We start from the raw sequence: 18,398 nt of genomic DNA, 5'->3' as shown, positions 1-18,398 counted from the left end.
GAGCAAATTTAATTTAAATATAGTTTCGATTTAAACAAATACCTACCTCCACATTTTTATCTTCTAAAAAAACAGAGCGTTTTTTTAATTTGTTGATAATCAGTAATGCATATTTGTAAAATAGGTTGGGTTGCATATGAAACTTTCGGAATTGTTCCCTTGCTAAACTTGTGAAGATTTTGATGTAATCATAATATTGCATGAAATGATAACCGATTCTAAAAATAACATGATGATTAAAATCTTCTCCCTTACATTCACCAAAGTGAGAAGATTTCTTTTGTTCATTCTGTTAATTTGTAATCTTCAGATCATAAAAGCTGTCTCCCGATGCAATAAGGAAACCTCATCAGATAATCCAATACAGACAGATATAATATTTATAGTAGAGGGAACTAAGATTACAGGAATAGAAAACGTAAATATTTCTTATCCTGACAAAAAAAGGTCAGATTCAAAGCTTAGGAAAAAAGGAGCTATTGTTCAGGGTAAAAAAAAAAGGAGGAAGAAGTTCCATATTTCTGTAGCTCATAAGTATTCTGGAGCTCTGTTTCTTTTCCGTAAAGCCCCAACATCAGAAACATCTTTATTGATATCTTCAGACAGACAAAAACAGGTTATAAACCCTGATCAAAATAAAAAAGAACAGATAAAACCGGAAAATAGCTTTCATGTTCCAATATGTTTATCTGATATCTGCTTTAAAAATACTTATAAGAGCCATTGGTTCTCTACTTTTAATTTCTTCCGGAATTATCAACGCCCGCCACCAGATAATCATGTTATATTTCTGACATCCGTTTAAGACAATCTTTTCAAAGAAAAATTAAACGCGATTTATACCTATTCGACGGAAATATCCGGAGCGAATTGTTACTGTCATTTAATAATTCAAACAAAATACAATGAAAAAAGCATTACTGATAATAGCCATTTTAGTAGTTGGTACTGTAAAATCACAAGTGGCAATCGGAAAAGAAAATATAACCAATTCTTCCGTATCATTAGAGTTCTCATCTGCTGAAAACAGAGGGTTTATCCTTCCATATATTGATGACAAATCCGGATTAACCTTTGAAGGAACTGTTATTTACGATACTACAGATCATAAGGTCAAATATCTTAAAAATAATTCCCAATGGACCAACCTGAGTGAGGATGATGGAACAGCCGCAACAATTGGCCTTGCAGATTTAAGCATACAGGGAGTTGATAAACAAGAGAAAATAACAGCAAAGGCAGGTATAGGAATTCTTTCTCCAACACCAGGTATACTTGTACTGGAAGCATCAGATAAAGCTATGATTTTGCCTAAAGTGGCAAGTCCACACCTAAACATTATCAATCCCGCAGCAGGAATGATGGTTTATGATACTGCAAAACGACAGCTGGCAGTCTATAATGGTAAAGTATGGACTTTCTGGAAACCTTAAATAGGATTTTTAAATAATTCATTTTGATCAAAAAACTCATAATCCCTAAAAAAATGAAAAAAAATACAGTTTTATTAATTCCCGTTTTTATAAGCATGATTGCTTATAACCCTGTAAATATTAACCTCAAGTTTCCTAAAATGACACTGGATTAAACTATTAAACCATGAAAAAACAGACTATCCTTTTTTTCATATTGCTTATTTTGGGCAATATGATAACCAGGGCACAGAACTGCAGTGTAAATGCAGGTGCCAATGTCACCATATGTGGCACGTCTGCCAGCCTCTCAGGAAGTCCTGGGGGGAGTATTTCAGGAAACCCAACCTGGACACTGGTTTCTAAACCTGCGGGTGCACCGGATCCGGTCATCGTAAATCCGGCAGGGTATAATACCAATGTTACTGGGATGACATCTCCCGGTAGCTATATATTTCAGATTGCCCAAAACTGCACTGTAGGTACGGCAACATCACAGGTAACCATTACGGCGCCGGGAGAGGTGTCTACCTTCACTGCAGGTCCGGATATTACCAATGTTAATGCCACCACAGGTACCGTTACACTGAATGGTGTTGTACCGAATGGATATACGGCATCGTGGAGTGCCTATAATATTTACAGATGGGAGCGCAGCGGTATAAAGACCAGCCAAAACTCTCAGTTTAGCTCTACAACATCGGCGACAACAACGTTCAGCCTTGTCAATAAAGCCAATCATGATATTGATCCGGCGTATGTAGTAACGTTGAGGATAACCTCTACAAATAATCCGAACTGCTGGTATGAAGATACGGCTATTGTCCGTTTTATTCCGAATCCGCAGATACTGCCTACAGTATCAACTTCCAGATGTATTTCCAATACTGGAAATCATTTTATTACACTTCAGAATACATCACCTAAGTTTTCCAAGGGATATCCTTCCTCACCCGGTTCCTCAGGAAACTTTGGGACGACGGTGACTATGAATGTTACCAGCCAGCCGGCAGGAGGAAATATTGCCTATGCCAATATTTATGATGATAATATATTTTTTACAGGGGTAAATGTTGTAGGGGTTTACAAATTTACTCTCACGATTACTAACTCCAGCGGAACCTATACAACACCGGAACTCACATATACCTATAATGGAATACAGCCTAATCCGGTAAACTTTCTGGTTGCCTCAAGACCTGAGCAGATGATGATTTATGATGGTGGAAGCTCCGGAGGAGAAGTTCATTGCGGGTATGCAGGACAGTCTACACCTATTACATTCTATTACACCATCAATCCGGCTGACAATCCGGCTACCATCAATACGGCTGCAGTTCAGTCAGGTACTCCACCTCCAGGTGGCGCGGTTGTCGTGGTAAACGGAGGAGCGGGTACGGCAACAAGAAGTGCTACCGTAACACCACCTGCAGGCGGGTGGAGCGTAGGAACCTATAGGTTTACGATTACCAGAGACAATGCCGGGGCTTGCTTGGCAACACAGAGCTATTATATCCATATTTCAGACGGCAGCCGTCCTAACGTAACAGTTCCTGCAACGACAGTATGCTATCCGGGATCCGGTGTTGTAACGGCAACTATACCATTGCCTGCGGTATATAAAGGTGTCGTAAACAGCAGCTATTTCCAGGATTTTGACGGGCGTTACAGGCTGACATTGGTTTCAAAACCTGCAGGTGCCGCTGATCCTGTATTCGAGCCCTATGCCAGTACGTTATTTACGAATACATCTACTACGATTTCCAATCTTACTACGCAGGGTGAATATGTATTTAAAATAAAAGCAGATACCTATAACACAAGTGTGGGTACATTTTTGGATAAGGAATATGCCTGCTCCGGAACTTCTTTGGAAGGTACATTTTCGGTATTTGTATCCGCACAGGTAGGCTCTAATGCTGGATCAGCCCAGACATTGGTAGGAACATCACAAACCACGTTCAATGCAAACAATCCTGGAGTAGCAGCTACAGGTGCGTGGACACTGCTGACCAAACCTGCAGGCGCTACCGACCCGGTAATTGCAACACCATCGGCCTACAATACCAGTGTTACAGGATTTAATACCCAAGGAACGTATACCTTCAGATGGACCGTGACCACAGGTACTTGTACCAGTACAAGTGATTTGACAGTAAATGTAATGGCTGCCGCACCCGGTGGAGTAACAGCTGCCGTGTGGTATAAAGCAGATGCTATTACATTCTCTGATAATACATTGCTGAATCAGTGGAATGACCAGATGGGAACAGGATACAACCTTGTTCAGACTACCGCTGCACAGCAACCTACTTTCTCTAACCAGAGTACACTGGCTAACTTTAACCCTACCGTAACATTTATTTCAGCAGGCCATGGAACATTGCAGGGTGGCTTTATGGCAGCAGATCCTGGAACAGGTAATGCCATCATCAACCGTACTCAGGGAAGTATTTATATTGCGGGTAACATGAATAGCCTTGGAGCTGCAGGATTAGCAGGATTTGACGCAACAATGGATTATCCGGGACTGCACACGAATAATACTTCACCATACGATAAGCTGTTATTCTATGCTAATACGGCTAACAGTAATTATTCAACGCTATCCACGAATTCGTTTGCTGCTAAAAATCCTTTTGTAGCAGGTTCTTCATGGCTGAATGGTGCAGGGGCCACTGCATCAAACCTATTGGCAAAAATATGGTTAAATGGCAGCGAATCGGTTTATAATAATCGTGCCAACGTAGCGGGAACTGAAACTACCGCCCGTATTTTCAGACTAGGTCGTGATACCAACTGGGGAAGCCACGATGGGCAGATGAATGAAGCGATTGTATTTGCAACTCCTCTTACTGCGTCAGAAAAAGCACGTGTGGATTCTTATTTATCCGTTAAATGGGGATCAACCTTGTTAGGAGACTATGTAAGCTCTGGCAATACAGTGGTGTGGAATACTTCTGCTACCTATCAGAACAATATTTTGGGGATTGCAAGGGATAATATTTCCACGTTGTACCAGAAACAGTCACGAAGTGAAAATCCTAATCAGAAGCTGATCATAGGAATTGGAAGCACATTGGCTAATACCAATGCAGGAAATGCTAATACCTTGACAGATGGGCAGTTCCTTTTAGCAGGAGATAACGGTCTGAGGCAAAGTCTTACGACACCGTTAACATTCTCAGCAGGGTCTAACGGGGTAGCTAATTATCGTTTTGAATCGATCTGGAAAGCACAGAATACAGGAAATGTTGGAACCGTAACGATGGCATGGCCTAAAGGCGTAAAGAATCTGTATCTGGTACAATCTCCGGATGCGGTTTTTGATGGAACAGATACCTTTACTCCGATGAGTTCAGAAGTTACTGTAAACGGAGTGGTGTACAATACAGCTAATGTGACATTGACAAATGGGCAGTATTTTACTTTTGCAGGATACATGCATGCTCCTGGAGGAGTAGTTTCATCTCTTTGGTATCGTGCAGATAAAAATTTAGTTCCAACAGGTGGTGCGGTTACTTCATGGACAGATTATTCGGCTGGTTCGGTAATTGTTACCCCTAACTTAGCTAGTACAACATCTGCACCTGCTGCGGTAGACGGAATAGGATTAAACCTGAACTTTAACCCGGGGGTTACATTTGTACCAGCAAATGCTTTAGGAAATTCATCGATACTGAATGCTGTCTCCAGCACTAATTATTCAATTTATACCAGTACCACACCGGTTACAGGATCTGGCTATGACAGAGTAGTCGGGTTAAATTATTCAGCGCTTACAGGTGGTAATAAATATGATAGTCCGGGAATTGCTTCTGTTTATATTAACATGAGGGATAATACTTCAGGTTCCCATATTAATGCTGCTGTAGCACCAGTTACGGCTCAGTATACACAGCTAAGCAATACAACTATTGTAAGAAACAGTTTTACCGATAGCCAATTTCAAAGAGCATTGAATGGTGCGGCGGTTATTTCCAGCATGGTGATGACTCCTCTTACCACATGGCCAGACGGAGGAATCGTATTGGGAAGAAATGCAAATGATGGCGGTGATGATAATGGTACCGGAATGACGATGTCTGAAACCATTGTTTTTGATAAAGCACTTACAACCAATGAAATCAACAGGGTAGATTCTTATCTGGCTATAAAAGGAGGAATTACACTGGACATTGTTAATACTCCTGATTATCTGAGCAGTAATTCTGTTCCGGTATGGGCGTCAGCAACCAATACAGGGTATAACAATAATATATTCGGTATTGCAAATGATAAGTTATCCGACCTGAATCAAATCCAGTCTAACAGTATCAATGTAGGACAAAGACTGATTATCGGGGCAGGAAACTCATTGGCCAATACCAATGCATCCAATACCAATACTCTTGCGGATGGACAATTCCTGATGACAGGAGATAACGGCCTTTTACAGGGACTAAAAACTCCGTTGGTTTATACCGCAGGTTCTAACGGTACAACTAATTACCGTTTTGAATCCATCTGGAAAGTACAAAATACAGGAAGTGTAGGAACCGTAACGGTGGCATGGCCTAAAGGGCTAAAGAATCTTTACCTGGTACAATCTCCGGATGCTGTTTTCGACGGAACGGATACCTTTACTCCTATGATTACAGAGGTTACTGTAAATGGAGTCGTTTATAACACAGCAAACGTTACGCTGGGGAATGGGCAATTCTTCACTTTTGCAGGTTTCGGAAATGCTCCGGGAGGAGTTGCAAATGGGCTATCTTACTGGTACCGGGCTGATAAAAACACTGTAAATACTGGTGCAGGAACTGATGTAACCGGATGGACAGATGTCTGGAACGGAACTACAGTAGCACAGTTAGGAACGAATACCCTGCCGAAATATGTGTTGGGGGCTTCCAATTATTTCAACTTCAACCCGGGAATTAACTTCACGGTAGGTACACAAACCTTAGGAAATAATACAGTGCGTACCCTGACAAGCCTGGACTTTGATGTATTCACTCTGACTAAAGAAGGCTTGGCTTCTGGCGGAGGTAATCCAAGGTTATTCAGTGTCGGTATGGATAATACGACTACCGGGTCTGCCAACTGGGATGCATTCGGTATTTTTCCTAATACAACCAATTTGGAGAGAAGACCTTATGGTGCAGGCACTCAATTCCCTGGAGTAAACCCTGCATTTGATGCTGCCATTCCAAGTATTATGTATTTCAAAAATACCAATACTACGAGTGCGAAAGGATTAAATGGTGCTGCCATGAATACAGCCGTTAATTATGCAGCGGTAAATGCTCAATACGGAGGACATATTTTCGGAAATACTGTTTTTTCAGGTAATGGAAGTGACAATGCCGGATTTACAGGGCATATCGGGGAAACTATTGTATATGGTGCAGGAACTCTTACAACTACGGAACGTAGAAGAGTAGATTCCTATCTTGCCATCAAGTATGGTATTACCCTGGGACAGGTAAATACTGACCACTATCTGGATACTGCCGGAAATATAGTATGGAACGGAACAACCAATACAACATACAATAATAATATCTTTGGAGTAGGAAGGGATGATATTGAGATTCTGGAACAGAAAGTATCAAAAAGTGTCAATGCAGGAACCATTCTTGCCGTGGCAACGACTAATGATTTTGTTAATCCAAACCAGGATGTAGCACGTACAGGATTTGCCCAGGATAAAACGTATTTGGTATTAGGAGATAATAACAATACGAATCTTGCACTAAACAGCATTACGGTAAACGGCTTTACAGGAGGTTCACGTGTCCAGAGACAATGGCTGGCGCAGCCTACCAATGCTGTCGGTACGGTAAATTTCGGGGTAGACCTTAGTTCTTATGGGGCAGGTTTTGGAAATAGTGCTCCTGTAAAAATGATGGTGGCAGATGATGCCGCATTTACAACTAATGTAGTATACGTTGCCGGAACCTATGATGCCACCAGTGGAAAATGGGTACATCCTTATAATTTCGCTGCGGGTCAAAATAAGTATATTACTTACGTAACAGTAGATGAGACATCTTGTACAACAGGCTGTAACAACAATACTTATCTTACTGCAACAGATCCTAATACTATAGAGTATGATAATATTGTTGCATCTGAAGGATCTACTATAGTAAAACAAAAAGATGGTTCGTTTTACGTTTGGGGATATGGAGTTTCACCTAATGTATCTACTTCGAACTCTAATGTAGTATTGAACCTTCTTACACCAACGAAAATAGACCCTGCTACATCACTTCCAGGTTCAGGCTCAGGATTCAACTATACCGGCACACCGTTAAAAGCAACAACAAGCGGTGGTGGTAGTGGTATTGATGCTTTGGTTTTATTGACCACTGACGGGCTTTATACTTGGGGACATACTATTCTTCCTATAAGTTTAAGAAGCACGGGTGACTTCAGATTTGGTAAGCAATCGGTTAACGGTAAGGCAGACGGTCTGCCACCGGGAGTTAGCCCGACCAATGTAAAAATGATGGTTGCTAATCAAGGTTCATTAACTATTACAACCTGTAGCGGTGCAGTATGGAACTACAATACAGGTTATTACGGAGATAATGCTCCTGTGAGTACGGCTAATAACACAAGATGGCACCGTGTGATGACATCGGCTACCCAAACGCTGGACAATGTAGTTGCTGTACGTGGCATCTGGAATACTAAGCTCGCTTTAACTTCCAATGGTAAGCTTTATACTTGGGGGTATAGAACTTTCCTTAATGATAATAATAACCCGGTTGTATCTAATTACGCAACAGAAATTAGTGTTCCTACGGGAGTAACTCCAAAAATGATAGGGATGACTGAAGGAGTTGGTGAAGGAGAAAGTTCTTATTATCTTTTGGCTACTAATGGTAAGCTCTATGCTATGGGGTATAATAGCGAAAGACAGTTGGGGGATGGTACTGTTACCCAACGTAATAACTGGGTAGAAATAACTGCTACTGCTACGGATGCCAATAGCGTTACCCACTCTTTGGGTGGTAATATCGCCTGGATCTCACCGGCTGAGCATGTTAATGATTATCCATCTATTAATATATTGACTACAGATGGAAAACAATGGGGATGGGGATACAATCTTCGTCAGCAATTAGGTAGTAGCAGCAGTCCTTATTATGTTGATCCACGGTATATGCCGGGTAACGGCACAGCTGCTAATCAGCTTGGACTAAATGATAAAGTAATAGCTGTAGAAGATGGAGGATATCATGTCATCAACTTTAAAGAGAGCTCCACGAGCTTTGGGTTTATAGGTATAGGTGGTTATGGTATTATGGGAGACGGTTACAGTGGTACTCCGCATGATACGGATAAATACCTTTATATATCTCCTCTTGATCTATGTGGAGCAACAACAGCTTCTGCCCTTTGCTACAAACCGGGTATTCTAACAGGGACTGCATTAGATACCAAAATGGGTATTACCGCTCTTAACAGAGCTGGAGCCAACTCCGATAACTGGCCGATGGTTAGAAAAGGAGGCTGGCTTGCGCTGGAAGCTAAAAGCAAAGGTTTCGTTCCTAACAGGGTTGCATTTGATGCATCAGGAAATCCGGTAGGTATTCCGGCTGCCAATTTTGTGGAAGGAATGATGGTATATGATACGACAAACAAATGTATCAAAATGTATACTTTGAAAGAGGGGGATGCCTCTATGGCATGGCATTGTATATCTACGCAGACCTGTCCGGACTAAATTAATAAACAAAAAGACTTTTCACAGAAGGCTTTATATATCATAACAGTCTTGTTGATAACTCTTAACAAGACTGTTTTTTTATAATTTAAAAAATATGAATACAAATTTTAGAAATATCCATATTGGGAAACTGATACATTTTAGAGTTTCGGAAAGTAAAATTGACCTCTCTCGTATATGTCGCTTTTTGAACTGTACAGAGGAGGATGTCAAAGAAATGTATTCACAAGAAGATCTACCCACCAATATTCTGATGCGGTGGAGTAAACTGCTTGAATATGACTTCTTTAGAATTTATTCTCAGCATCTGATATTGTATGCACCACCTTCCGCCATATCCAACGGAATGGAAGTTTCAAAATTGCCAAAATTTAAAAAGAATCTCTATACCCAGGAAATTATAGCATTTGTACTTGAACTCATAAAGACAGGAGAAAAAACCAAACGGCAGATCGTAGACGAATATGGTATACCTAATAGTACTTTAAATAAATGGGTCAACAAATACAATACTATTTAGAAAATAAAAAAAATTAATAAACATACATTAAAGATGCAAAAATACAGTCAGCCAAACTATCAACGAATCTATTCTGATATTATTATAAGAAGTTTCCCCCATAAGAGAAAGGAATGTGAAAAACTATTAAGAAAACAATATCTGTCAGTAATTGACATTTTAGAACTTAATAAAAGGATTTTTGGTACAATAGATAAAGAAAAAGAAAAACTGAACCCGAGGCACCGTTCATATAGCAAATCTGATATTGTGAAGATTCTGAATTATCAGAAAACACATAATATGAATAATTCACAGATAGCTAAACACTTTGGATTAAGTAAAAATTCAATAACCAAATGGAGGAGAATATTTTTGTAATGGAAGTTGGATTATAATGACTACAGAACCAATAGCCTATTACGAAATTTAACCTCAAATGGATCGGCGGAGGTTTGTCTTGAAGGTTAATTTAATGTCTGTTTGCTGATTATTTAAATATGGTGATACTATACTTAAAAGCACCAATTCTACAGATAGATTAATTTCAGATTTTATAAAAGAAATTTACATAATAGGATCAAAACTCTCTAATAAAAACTAGCTGATCCCTATAACTATATCATGGCCAAAATGTAAGCTTAGAAGGTTTTCAGGTCATTAGAAAAAAATGGCGCCAACTGTTTTCAGTTGGCGCTGTTTGTTTTTTTGTAACCAAGACAAGCGTATCTTCAAACACTTTTATCGATGATTTGGTTCGTTTAAGTGAGGTTAAGATTGAGTTTATATAACTTATTTTGAGAAATATAATTTTCTTTATAATCAAGTCTTAATTATGTTGATTGTCTAAAAGAATAAGACTTTTTTATACTTCCTTTCATTTTGTGAAGTTATTAAATATAATAGTTTTGTCGTTTCTGCAGCCAATTTTTGTCAAATAAATTGAAGTTGAGTTGTAATGAAAATATTTTATTATTTGTTTCTTAAAAAATATTAAATTACTCGCATTTTAATAAAAACTAATTAATAACTCAAAAAGCGACAATAAGGAAATGAAAAAACTCTCACTCTGTGCATTCACTTTATGCATGGTCTTAGGTATCCCTGCTCAGGAAGTGGTATGGCAGAAAGACATCAAATCCTCTACCCAGGATTTTCTAAGCCAGGTTACCACAACCATCGACGGGCAGTATCTTATCACAGGAAGTTCTTTACGGTCTAAAAGCCAGTCACAAGTGGCTGGCAGTCAAAAGCAAAATAACGGTTACGATTTTCACCTAATAAAGTTAAATCAACAGGGAGAATAGGTCTGGGAAAAGTATTTCTCAGGATCAAACCATGATTATTTGTTAGCAACTGTTACTACACAAGATGGAGGATTTTTAGTAGCAGGCACTAGCTATTCTTCCAAAGGGTTGGATAAGAAAGAGGATTCCAAAGGAGGATCAGATATCTGGCTGGTCAGAATCAATGAATTCGGTGATGAACTATGGCAGAAAACATTAGGTAGTTCTTCTGATGAAGAAGCAAGAGCAGTTATCCAGACTACTGATTTAGGATTTTTTGTTGCGGGTAACGTACAGAGTTCCTCAAAAGGTTATGGTTCTAAAGATGTCTTCATTACCCGACTGAATAAAGATGGAAAAGAGTTATCCCAAATAATCTTGGGGGGAAAAGGATTGGATGAAGTCGAGAAGATGATTCCAACGAGAGACGGAGGAGCACTATTGGGAATGTATTCCAGAAGTTTGCTGGGAGGAACAAAGAAAACTGAAAACTTTGGTGAGGGAGACTATTGGATCGTGAAATTGGACAAAAACGGAAGGGTAGAATGGGAAAAGAACTTTGGAGGGAAAGGAGACGATCATTTGAGAACCCTGGCTTTAACTTCCAATGGTTTCATTATCGGCGGAGAATCCAGATCTGAAAGATCAGGCAATAAAACTGTTGGATTAGAAGAAGGATCCACCAATATGACAGATTATCTGGATGGTTTCCAATACCAGTATTCAGAAATATCAACATGCCTTTGGTGCCGGACAAGTGTTGCATTTGAGCAGGAAGCTTTTAAAAACGAAAATGACACCAATGTTCTAAAGCCAATTCAGCCCTCGTGGATACTAGACTTTGTTTCTACGGCGGAAGGTTTTTACAGTTTCACGGAAAACCGTTATATTTATCAGTATAAGGATCACCTTGGAAATAGCAGGTTAAGTTTTACGAAAGGAAGTACAGGGGCTCTTGAAATAACTGACACCAATAATTATTATGCATTTGGAATGAATCATATTGGTACTAATAAAGGATTGTTGGGAGGTTATAAAAATTATAAATACAACGGGAAGGAACTACAGGAGACAGGAATGTATGATTATGGGGCGAGGTTTTATATGCCAGATCTTGGAAGATGGGGGGCCAAGATGCATATAGTGAAAAACATACTGATTTGAGTGGATATAATTATGCAGTAAATAATCCTATTTATTTTATAGATCCTGATGGAAATAAGATCATTATTTATAGTGGAAGTGATAATAAAAATCAGCAAGAATATACTTATCAGAAAAATAGGGATTATTCTAAAATAGAAGATGTTTTTTTGTCAGATACATATAAAGCACTTGATGCATTATATACAGCTTCAAATATTGAAATAAATGGGGAACAAGTTAATGTTTTGGAAACATTAATTTCTGATAAAAGAGAGCTTTCAATAATAGAGGCTTGTGAAACGTGTTCTACATCTTTTTCTTATGGTAGAAATATCAATGATATTAGAAATAATAATAGAGATTATAAAAGCATAGGAACCTTGAAGTTTTCAACTACAAGAGGTGCCCTATTTGATGATGTTAATGATGCTTCATATAATGATCTAAAAAAACAAGTCGAAAGTGGGAAATTTTCCAAAACTTCACAAGTTAATTCGCCAACATCACTTTTTGGACATGATTTGGTTCATGCATATAATTTCACCACTAGTACAAATGGGTCAAAAACAACAAATGAATATGCAGCAAGAGTAAATGATATTTCCACTCGAGAAGGATCTCCATATTTTAAAAATGCGGAAGAAAAATATACTACAGAAATTTCAATAAAAATAAATATTAATCTAAAAGAAGCTCCAAGAAGCAACCATCAAGGTTATGATATAAAAACAACTGGAGTATTGTCAAATAAAATAAAGAAATAAGTATGAGAAGATTAGTTTCATTTTGCCTATTGTTTTTTTTATTATCATGTCATATTAAGAATACTGACTCCGATTTTATAAAACCCGTAAAAATTGTAAGATTTATGGGAGTTGATAGTTATTCTTCTAATATTAACCCTCAAATATTTTGGAACCAAACTGATGAACATATGTTTTTATTTATGAATAAGGTTGCTTTTCTCTCTGAAATAGAAACCTATAAAGAATTACCGAAAAGTACACTGCAGGAGTATATTTTTGCATTTATTACATCAAAAAAAGATACATTATATTCTGACTATAATTTAAAATCATGGATATTAATTAGAAACAAAAGAGAAAAATATTACTATGATGAACAAGGTAAAACAGCTGAGTTTTTAAAAAGTACCTATCCTTTTTTTAGAGAATGTTCATATATGCCTAATAAATAAGTATTGCTTACATTTATATGATCTTCAGGCTTATTGTTTCTAAAACGATAGATATAAGAATAAGTTATTTAACAATATTTTTATTTCCATTCGTTTTTATCGGTTGTTCAACTATTAAAATCTCCGAGAAATATGGTGTAGAGATGAATGTTGTTGATAATGTGCGCTCGAAGGTGTTAATTGAAAAATTTAATATATATGATAAAAATAAATCAGTAATTTCAGGTTTAGGTCATGAAATTATTCACGCAGGAAATTTTATGTTTGATAACGTAAACTATTTTCAAAGGATAAAACCGTTTGATAAATTAGATAGCAATGGTTTTACCAACAATGAAGAAATAAGAACAACATTTTTGTCAAATCAAGTAAATGAAGCCTTAGGTGAACCTCAAAGAAAGGTTTATTGGGGAATTAAGGTTCCTACAAGTTCAATTAAAAGTACAACTTTAAAAAAGTAGAATTATGTATAAAAAGATTATAATCTCATCAATTTATTTATTTTTGATGTATTCATTCATATCATGCTCAAATTGGGGAACAAAAAGTAGTAATTCAGTTATTCTATATAAACAAGTTAGTATTTCTGATGATGCAGACTTGAGTTTTGAAAAGAAATACTTTTGGGAGGATAATAAAAAAAACAATAGTTTTATCACTCAAAATTTCAGCATATTAAATTATACTGATATAATTAACTCTGTTCAAAAATTGGAACTGGTTGGGAATGAAAGTCCTGAATATTCAAATCATATTATTTATTCATTTGTTTTACACAAAAACAATAAAAAATTAAATGATACTATCTATTATGATGGCTACAGTAAATGGTGGATAGTTAGTGAGAAAAAACACTCCCAATATGAAGATCGTACGGGAAAATTAACCGACAGGCTAAAAAAAAATTATCCAATATTTAGAAATTGTTCATACCCTTAGTTATATTAAATTCATATCATAGCAATAAATACAAAATCTTTTCAGATTCGAAAAGATTTTGATTGATATGTTAAAACTATTCTTAGTGAGAAGATATTTTGAGAATATTTCATTCGAAGCTGCGCCTTCATATTTTTAGAAATAAAATATTTAAATTCATAATTAGAAGAATAAAAAAAAGCGCCACTTGTCTAAAGTGGCGCTTTTTGGCTTTTGGTGACCAAGACGAGCGTATCTTCAAACACTTTTATCGATGATTTAATTCGTTTAAGTCAAATCAAGCAAGAATTACAAAGCTCATTTGTATCAAATAATTTCTCATAGATTAGGTTTTATGTTGTTTAACTCTCAAGTCTGAAAGTATGAAAATTTGTCTTCAATTTTCATTAGTTGCCTCTTTTGGTCACCTACCATCTATTAGCAAATTGTTGAACTATTTGCTGGAGCCCAAACGGATAATTTCTCGATTTTTTTTAAAGGAGATTTACAGCGAATAGAAAGAATATATAAATATTACGGTTTGCAGTATTTTGCTTATTATATGTTAGTGTATTTTTGGATCAATTAAATAATATATCATGAAAAAAATAATTTTACTTACTGGTTTTTTTGTTGCTGTAATCTCTTGTAGTAGTGGCGGACCAGATTCCGCAGCTTGTTCGTACAATGGACATACTCTACATGTTGGTGAAAAAGGAGGATGCTATTATGTTAATACTTCAGGAAATAAAGAATATGTAGATAAAAAATATTGTAGCAGCTGTTACTAATTTAATCCCCATCTCCAAGTGGAGATTAAACCTGTAAAAAATGTTTTAAATAACTTTTCGTATGCAGCGGCGCCTACCTTAGTTGGTAAAAAAGATAATTTGATAAACCGCTAGTGCCATTTCCAAATATCCTAGTGGGTGCTTCTCCCCATGCCCAGAGAGTTCCATCCATATTTAAAGCAATATTGACAGTCATGATCAAAGGCAACGGGAACTCTATTTTCATCAATTAGCTGTTCATTAAGAATATCCAGCATTTCCAGAAAGGATAAATCGGTAGAAATACCTGAAATTTTATATATTTCAAATTTGCCTTTACTTTTTCTATTTTTCTGCCGCCAGATTTTCAAGGTAAGTGATAAATATTTTCTAGTATTCATAGCATTTTTAATTTTGATGAGTAAAGTATAATTAATACCACTATAGTTTTTATGAGTGATCTCATATTAGAGCTGAATACAATAGGAATTACTTATTCAGGAATGTAGAATAGTTCTTTTTTCTGCCGGCTATTAAACTTGATTCCATAATGATTTCAATACGGACATCTTTTTGTACAGACAGTAACCCAAAAGCTTTGGCTAGCAGTTGATATGATGTTAATTCACATTCTGCTTCATCAGTAGTGATTTTATCATTACCACTAATAATAATTATTCTGCCTTTTGAAATCATACTTAATTATTCATTAGCAGTTTTTACATGATTCTCTTTTTGGAGCTTTGCTGTATCTGATATTACTTTTAGTGTTTGGATTGTATCGGAAGCTTTATCATTCACCGTTTCTCTTTTATTATCCTGGTTAATATATTGTGTTTCGGATTTTGTACACGCTAATACCGTTGTACATAGTAAGAAAAGGTATTGTGTTACATATTTCATAATAATTATTTTGATGATCAAACTTAGCGATCAAAAAACGAAAGTTTTATGATGAGAATCACAACTGCTATAGAATTATTGTAATGTTTGTTTTTCGATAATTATTGATTTCCCTTAAATCGATCGAGTAATATATCACACAAAATAAACATTAAACTACTTTGCTATATGCCAACTTGAAGACACAATTTTGATTATCGATTGTGTTTCTCTTAGTATAAACCGAAAATTAAAATGCTTTTCAATTTTTTGAGATTTTGAAAAAATGGGAAAAGGAAATGTTCACAATTTATATGGGATTATACTTGTTTTAAAGGAATAGTTAGTTTTTAGAAAGATGGCTCAGAGCTGAAAGGTATTGTCAAGATCCATAATGAATATGGTAAAGATTGGAACCCTACAATAAGTAGTGAGCAGGTCAACTATTTTACTACTCAAATTGTATTGCCTGAGAGATAAAAGGTGCTGAGTACCATACAGGTTGTGCAGTGATTATATCTGATAGTGAAGCAGGATATAAAGATATTGATTTGGGAAAGGAAAATGCGGATTCTGTATACAAGGACTTGACGGAGCATGGAGATGATGAAATCCACATAGATGGAAATGGGAAAGACGGGTTTACAGTTAATGCCCGATCTGTAGGTATGTGAATCATGATTTGACGTTATCTTTGTGACAGTAAATCAAATTGCTATATGATAAAAAGCCACTCATCATGGTGGCTTTTATTATTCAAATGTAAATGCTAATTAAGGTTGACCGCTTCCTCCTGCTGCCCCATAAATCTGTCCAGTTGCAAAACTTGCATCATTGGCAGCAAGCTGAACGAATATAGATGCAAGCTCAGCGGGCTGCCCCGGTCTTCCCAACGGGGTTTCTCCACCAAACTTTTCAATCTTCTCCTGAGTTTGACCGCCACTGATTTCAAGAGCCGTCCAGACCGGTCCCGGCGCAACGCCATTGATCCGTATCCCCTTTGGTCCTAATTGTTTGGCCAGGGATTTTATATAGCTTGTTGTTGCTGCTTTTGTCTGTGCATAGTCATACAAGTCAGCAGATGGATCGTATGCTTGTACAGATGATAAGCCTATGATGCATGAGCCTGGCATTAAGTGGGGCAGTGCTGCTTTAATAATCCAAAACGGCGCATAGATATTGGTTTTCATTGTTCTTTCAAATTCTTCAGTGCTGATGTCAAGAATAGATTCATGTGTTTTCTGATGTCCTGCATTGTTAACCAGAATATCCAAGCCTCCTAATTGCTTTACAGCCTGTGCTACAAGTTTATTGCAAAATGATTCTTCCCGTAAATCTCCGGGAATGGCTACCGCTTTTCGTCCCGCTTTTTTAATCAATTCAATAACCTGTATGGCATCCGGTTCTTCTTCCGGAAGATAATTAATGGCCACATCTGCTCCTTCTCTCGCATAAGCAATTGCTGCAGCACGTCCAATTCCTGAATCTCCTCCTGTAATTAATGCTCTTCTACCATTAAGTCTTCCGGATCCGATATAGCTTTCTTCTCCGTGGTCCGGTACAGGCACCATTTTTCCTGCCAGGCCGGGAAAGGGTTGGAACTGCCTTTTGAATGGCGGTTGAGGGTACTTTTTTGTAGGATCTGTAAGACCCGGATCTATATTGTTTTTGATGCTTTTTTGGGTTTGGGCAAAAGATCCCGGAGCAACAGCTGCCACCGCGATTGTTGCTGCTATTTTTCCAATAGCATTTCTTCGTGTGATGTCCTTTTCCATATTATTTAAGATTTGTGAGTGGTGTTTGTTAAAGACCTTACAATTCAATGGTATCCGTACTTAGTAAAAGTACCAAATTGATGAATTCTATTTTATAATTTGAATCATAATATCTTCTTTTTTTGAAAAAATCCAAACTGAAAGGAAATGACAAATGAAGTGCTCTCTTTTGCGTAACATACGTTTTGTTATTATGAGCCGAAGGAAAAATATATGAATAGCGTAGGAATTGATGAAAAATAATCACTTTCGGAAACATGTATACGAATTCTATTTAAAAGGACAGCGTTTTACATTGGAAGGTTTTCTTGGAAATAAGGAATTAGCACGGTCTTTTGAGAATTCATCAATTTTTATTTAAAGGCTTTCTCCTAATCTTTATCATCGCTTTCATTTCCTATGACGGTATCCCATCGGAACCTGTAAAGATAAAAGGACATTATTTGTCGGTATCACCTTATGCCTTGATTAAAGATTTTTGAAGAGTTTTTTGCGAAAATAAAACGGAATATACCATTTTGTCAACTTCTCAGAAAGGTGAAATACTGATTTCTGCTGTGGGAGCGACCATGTTTGGAAGTATTATGAATACTTTTAGCCCATATTCAGAAATCTCAAAAGGGCAGGAGATGGGATATTTTGCAGTTGGAGGCTCGACAATCGTGATGCTTATAGAAATTGATCATGACATTATTGAAAATACAAAGCAAGGATTGAAACCTATGTGAAAATGCGTAAAAGAATAGCGTATTAATCATATTGGCAGAAACAAGGATTTATTAGTAAAGG

17 protein-coding genes and 1 pseudogene are annotated in these 18,398 nt (G+C 37.0%); 14 read left to right on the top strand and 4 right to left on the bottom strand.

Annotation, left to right across the window (positions count from 1 at the left end):
* Positions 1-205: 205 nt before the first annotated feature.
* The 12 genes from V0410_RS07925 to V0410_RS07870 all read left to right on the top strand — a co-directional run bounded on the left by V0410_RS07925 (position 206) and on the right by V0410_RS07870 (position 14,973).
* Positions 206-805 carry a hypothetical protein gene (locus V0410_RS07925; protein WP_330747036.1) on the top strand — a complete coding sequence of 200 codons (600 nt, stop codon included), beginning with the start codon at positions 206-208 and terminating at the stop codon, positions 803-805.
* 100 nt (positions 806-905) lie between these two features.
* The gene (locus V0410_RS07920) at positions 906-1,433 is read left to right on the top strand and encodes a hypothetical protein (protein WP_330747035.1); all 528 of its coding nucleotides are present in this window, start codon (positions 906-908) and stop codon (positions 1,431-1,433) included.
* Between the two features lie 166 nt (positions 1,434-1,599).
* Entirely contained in the window at positions 1,600-9,132 is a 7,533-nt protein-coding gene (locus V0410_RS07915; RefSeq protein WP_330747034.1) for a hypothetical protein, read from the top strand.
* A 220-nt stretch (positions 9,133-9,352) separates the two neighbouring features.
* On the top strand, positions 9,353-9,655 hold the full coding sequence (locus V0410_RS07910; protein ID WP_330747033.1) for a hypothetical protein: 303 nt from the start codon (positions 9,353-9,355) through the stop codon (positions 9,653-9,655).
* A 33-nt stretch (positions 9,656-9,688) separates the two neighbouring features.
* A complete protein-coding gene (locus V0410_RS07905; protein WP_330747032.1) occupies positions 9,689-10,015 on the top strand; it encodes a helix-turn-helix domain-containing protein in 327 nt (108 codons plus the stop codon).
* A 671-nt stretch (positions 10,016-10,686) separates the two neighbouring features.
* Complete coding sequence (locus V0410_RS07900) at positions 10,687-10,941, top strand: hypothetical protein (protein ID WP_330747031.1); 255 nt, start codon at positions 10,687-10,689, stop codon at positions 10,939-10,941.
* 39 nt (positions 10,942-10,980) lie between these two features.
* A complete protein-coding gene (locus V0410_RS07895) occupies positions 10,981-12,084 on the top strand; it encodes a hypothetical protein (RefSeq protein ID WP_330747030.1) in 1,104 nt (367 codons plus the stop codon).
* The gene (locus V0410_RS07890) at positions 12,081-12,830 is read left to right on the top strand and encodes a hypothetical protein (RefSeq protein WP_330747029.1); all 750 of its coding nucleotides are present in this window, start codon (positions 12,081-12,083) and stop codon (positions 12,828-12,830) included. Before V0410_RS07895 ends, V0410_RS07890 begins: the two co-directional genes overlap by 4 nt.
* Before the next feature lie 104 nt (positions 12,831-12,934).
* Positions 12,935-13,264, top strand: a complete 330-nt coding sequence (locus tag V0410_RS07885; RefSeq protein ID WP_330747028.1) for a hypothetical protein — start codon at positions 12,935-12,937, stop codon at positions 13,262-13,264.
* Between the two features lie 143 nt (positions 13,265-13,407).
* Positions 13,408-13,725: a hypothetical protein gene (locus V0410_RS07880; protein ID WP_330747027.1), complete on the top strand. Its 318-nt coding sequence runs from the start codon at positions 13,408-13,410 to the stop codon at positions 13,723-13,725.
* Positions 13,726-13,729: 4 nt separating this feature from the next.
* Positions 13,730-14,203 (top strand): hypothetical protein, encoded by a 474-nt coding sequence (locus V0410_RS07875; RefSeq protein ID WP_330747026.1) that lies wholly within the window; start codon positions 13,730-13,732, stop codon positions 14,201-14,203.
* Between the two features lie 578 nt (positions 14,204-14,781).
* The gene (locus tag V0410_RS07870; RefSeq protein WP_330747025.1) at positions 14,782-14,973 is read left to right on the top strand and encodes a hypothetical protein; all 192 of its coding nucleotides are present in this window, start codon (positions 14,782-14,784) and stop codon (positions 14,971-14,973) included.
* A 185-nt stretch (positions 14,974-15,158) separates the two neighbouring features.
* Here V0410_RS07870 and V0410_RS07865 read toward each other — a convergent pair.
* The 3 genes and pseudogenes from V0410_RS07865 to V0410_RS07855 all read right to left on the bottom strand — a co-directional run.
* A pseudogene (locus tag V0410_RS07865) lies at positions 15,159-15,353 on the bottom strand (succinate dehydrogenase/fumarate reductase iron-sulfur subunit); the annotation flags it as partial.
* A gap of 88 nt (positions 15,354-15,441) precedes the next feature.
* On the bottom strand, positions 15,442-15,648 hold the full coding sequence (locus V0410_RS07860; RefSeq protein WP_330747024.1) for a hypothetical protein: 207 nt from the start codon (positions 15,646-15,648) through the stop codon (positions 15,442-15,444).
* Positions 15,649-15,654: 6 nt separating this feature from the next.
* Positions 15,655-15,855, bottom strand: coding sequence for a hypothetical protein (locus V0410_RS07855; RefSeq protein ID WP_330747023.1), 201 nt, complete (start codon positions 15,853-15,855; stop codon positions 15,655-15,657).
* Positions 15,856-16,343: 488 nt separating this feature from the next.
* Here V0410_RS07855 and V0410_RS07850 point away from each other — a divergent pair, with 488 nt between their 5' ends.
* Positions 16,344-16,508, top strand: a complete 165-nt coding sequence (locus tag V0410_RS07850; RefSeq protein ID WP_330747022.1) for a hypothetical protein — start codon at positions 16,344-16,346, stop codon at positions 16,506-16,508.
* A gap of 99 nt (positions 16,509-16,607) precedes the next feature.
* On the opposite strand, the gene V0410_RS07845 is transcribed toward V0410_RS07850, so the two are convergent.
* Positions 16,608-17,609: an SDR family oxidoreductase gene (locus V0410_RS07845; RefSeq protein WP_330747021.1), complete on the bottom strand. Its 1,002-nt coding sequence runs from the start codon at positions 17,607-17,609 to the stop codon at positions 16,608-16,610.
* A gap of 518 nt (positions 17,610-18,127) precedes the next feature.
* Between V0410_RS07845 and V0410_RS07840 the strand changes: the two genes are divergently transcribed.
* Entirely contained in the window at positions 18,128-18,337 is a 210-nt protein-coding gene (locus tag V0410_RS07840) for a phosphatidylserine decarboxylase (RefSeq protein WP_330747020.1), read from the top strand.
* Positions 18,338-18,398: the final 61 nt, after the last annotated feature.

The sequence above is a fragment of the Chryseobacterium sp. CP-77 genome, assembly GCF_036362765.1.
Lineage (GTDB): Bacteria > Bacteroidota > Bacteroidia > Flavobacteriales > Weeksellaceae > Chryseobacterium > Chryseobacterium cupriresistens.
Note: the sequence above shows the minus strand (reverse complement) of the source record. Positions and strands in the feature narration are given on the sequence as shown.

Bases quoted from the DNA above. Each gene is read 5' to 3' on its own strand.
- V0410_RS07900 (WP_330747031.1), top strand. From the start codon at position 10,687: ATGAAAAAACTCTCACTCTGTGCATTCACTTTATGCATGGTCTTAGGT.
- V0410_RS07880 (WP_330747027.1), top strand. From the start codon at position 13,408: ATGAATGTTGTTGATAATGTGCGCTCGAAGGTGTTAATTGAAAAATTT.
- V0410_RS07910 (WP_330747033.1), top strand. From the start codon at position 9,353: ATGTATTCACAAGAAGATCTACCCACCAATATTCTGATGCGGTGGAGT.
- V0410_RS07860 (WP_330747024.1), bottom strand. From the start codon at position 15,648: ATGATTTCAAAAGGCAGAATAATTATTATTAGTGGTAATGATAAAATC.
- V0410_RS07905 (WP_330747032.1), top strand. From the start codon at position 9,689: ATGCAAAAATACAGTCAGCCAAACTATCAACGAATCTATTCTGATATT.
- V0410_RS07845 (WP_330747021.1), bottom strand. From the start codon at position 17,609: ATGGAAAAGGACATCACACGAAGAAATGCTATTGGAAAAATAGCAGCA.
- V0410_RS07855 (WP_330747023.1), bottom strand. From the start codon at position 15,855: ATGAAATATGTAACACAATACCTTTTCTTACTATGTACAACGGTATTA.
- V0410_RS07915 (WP_330747034.1), top strand. From the start codon at position 1,600: ATGAAAAAACAGACTATCCTTTTTTTCATATTGCTTATTTTGGGCAAT.
- V0410_RS07885 (WP_330747028.1), top strand. From the start codon at position 12,935: ATGGGAGTTGATAGTTATTCTTCTAATATTAACCCTCAAATATTTTGG.
- V0410_RS07925 (WP_330747036.1), top strand. From the start codon at position 206: ATGATAACCGATTCTAAAAATAACATGATGATTAAAATCTTCTCCCTT.
- V0410_RS07920 (WP_330747035.1), top strand. From the start codon at position 906: ATGAAAAAAGCATTACTGATAATAGCCATTTTAGTAGTTGGTACTGTA.
- V0410_RS07875 (WP_330747026.1), top strand. From the start codon at position 13,730: ATGTATAAAAAGATTATAATCTCATCAATTTATTTATTTTTGATGTAT.
- V0410_RS07870 (WP_330747025.1), top strand. From the start codon at position 14,782: ATGAAAAAAATAATTTTACTTACTGGTTTTTTTGTTGCTGTAATCTCT.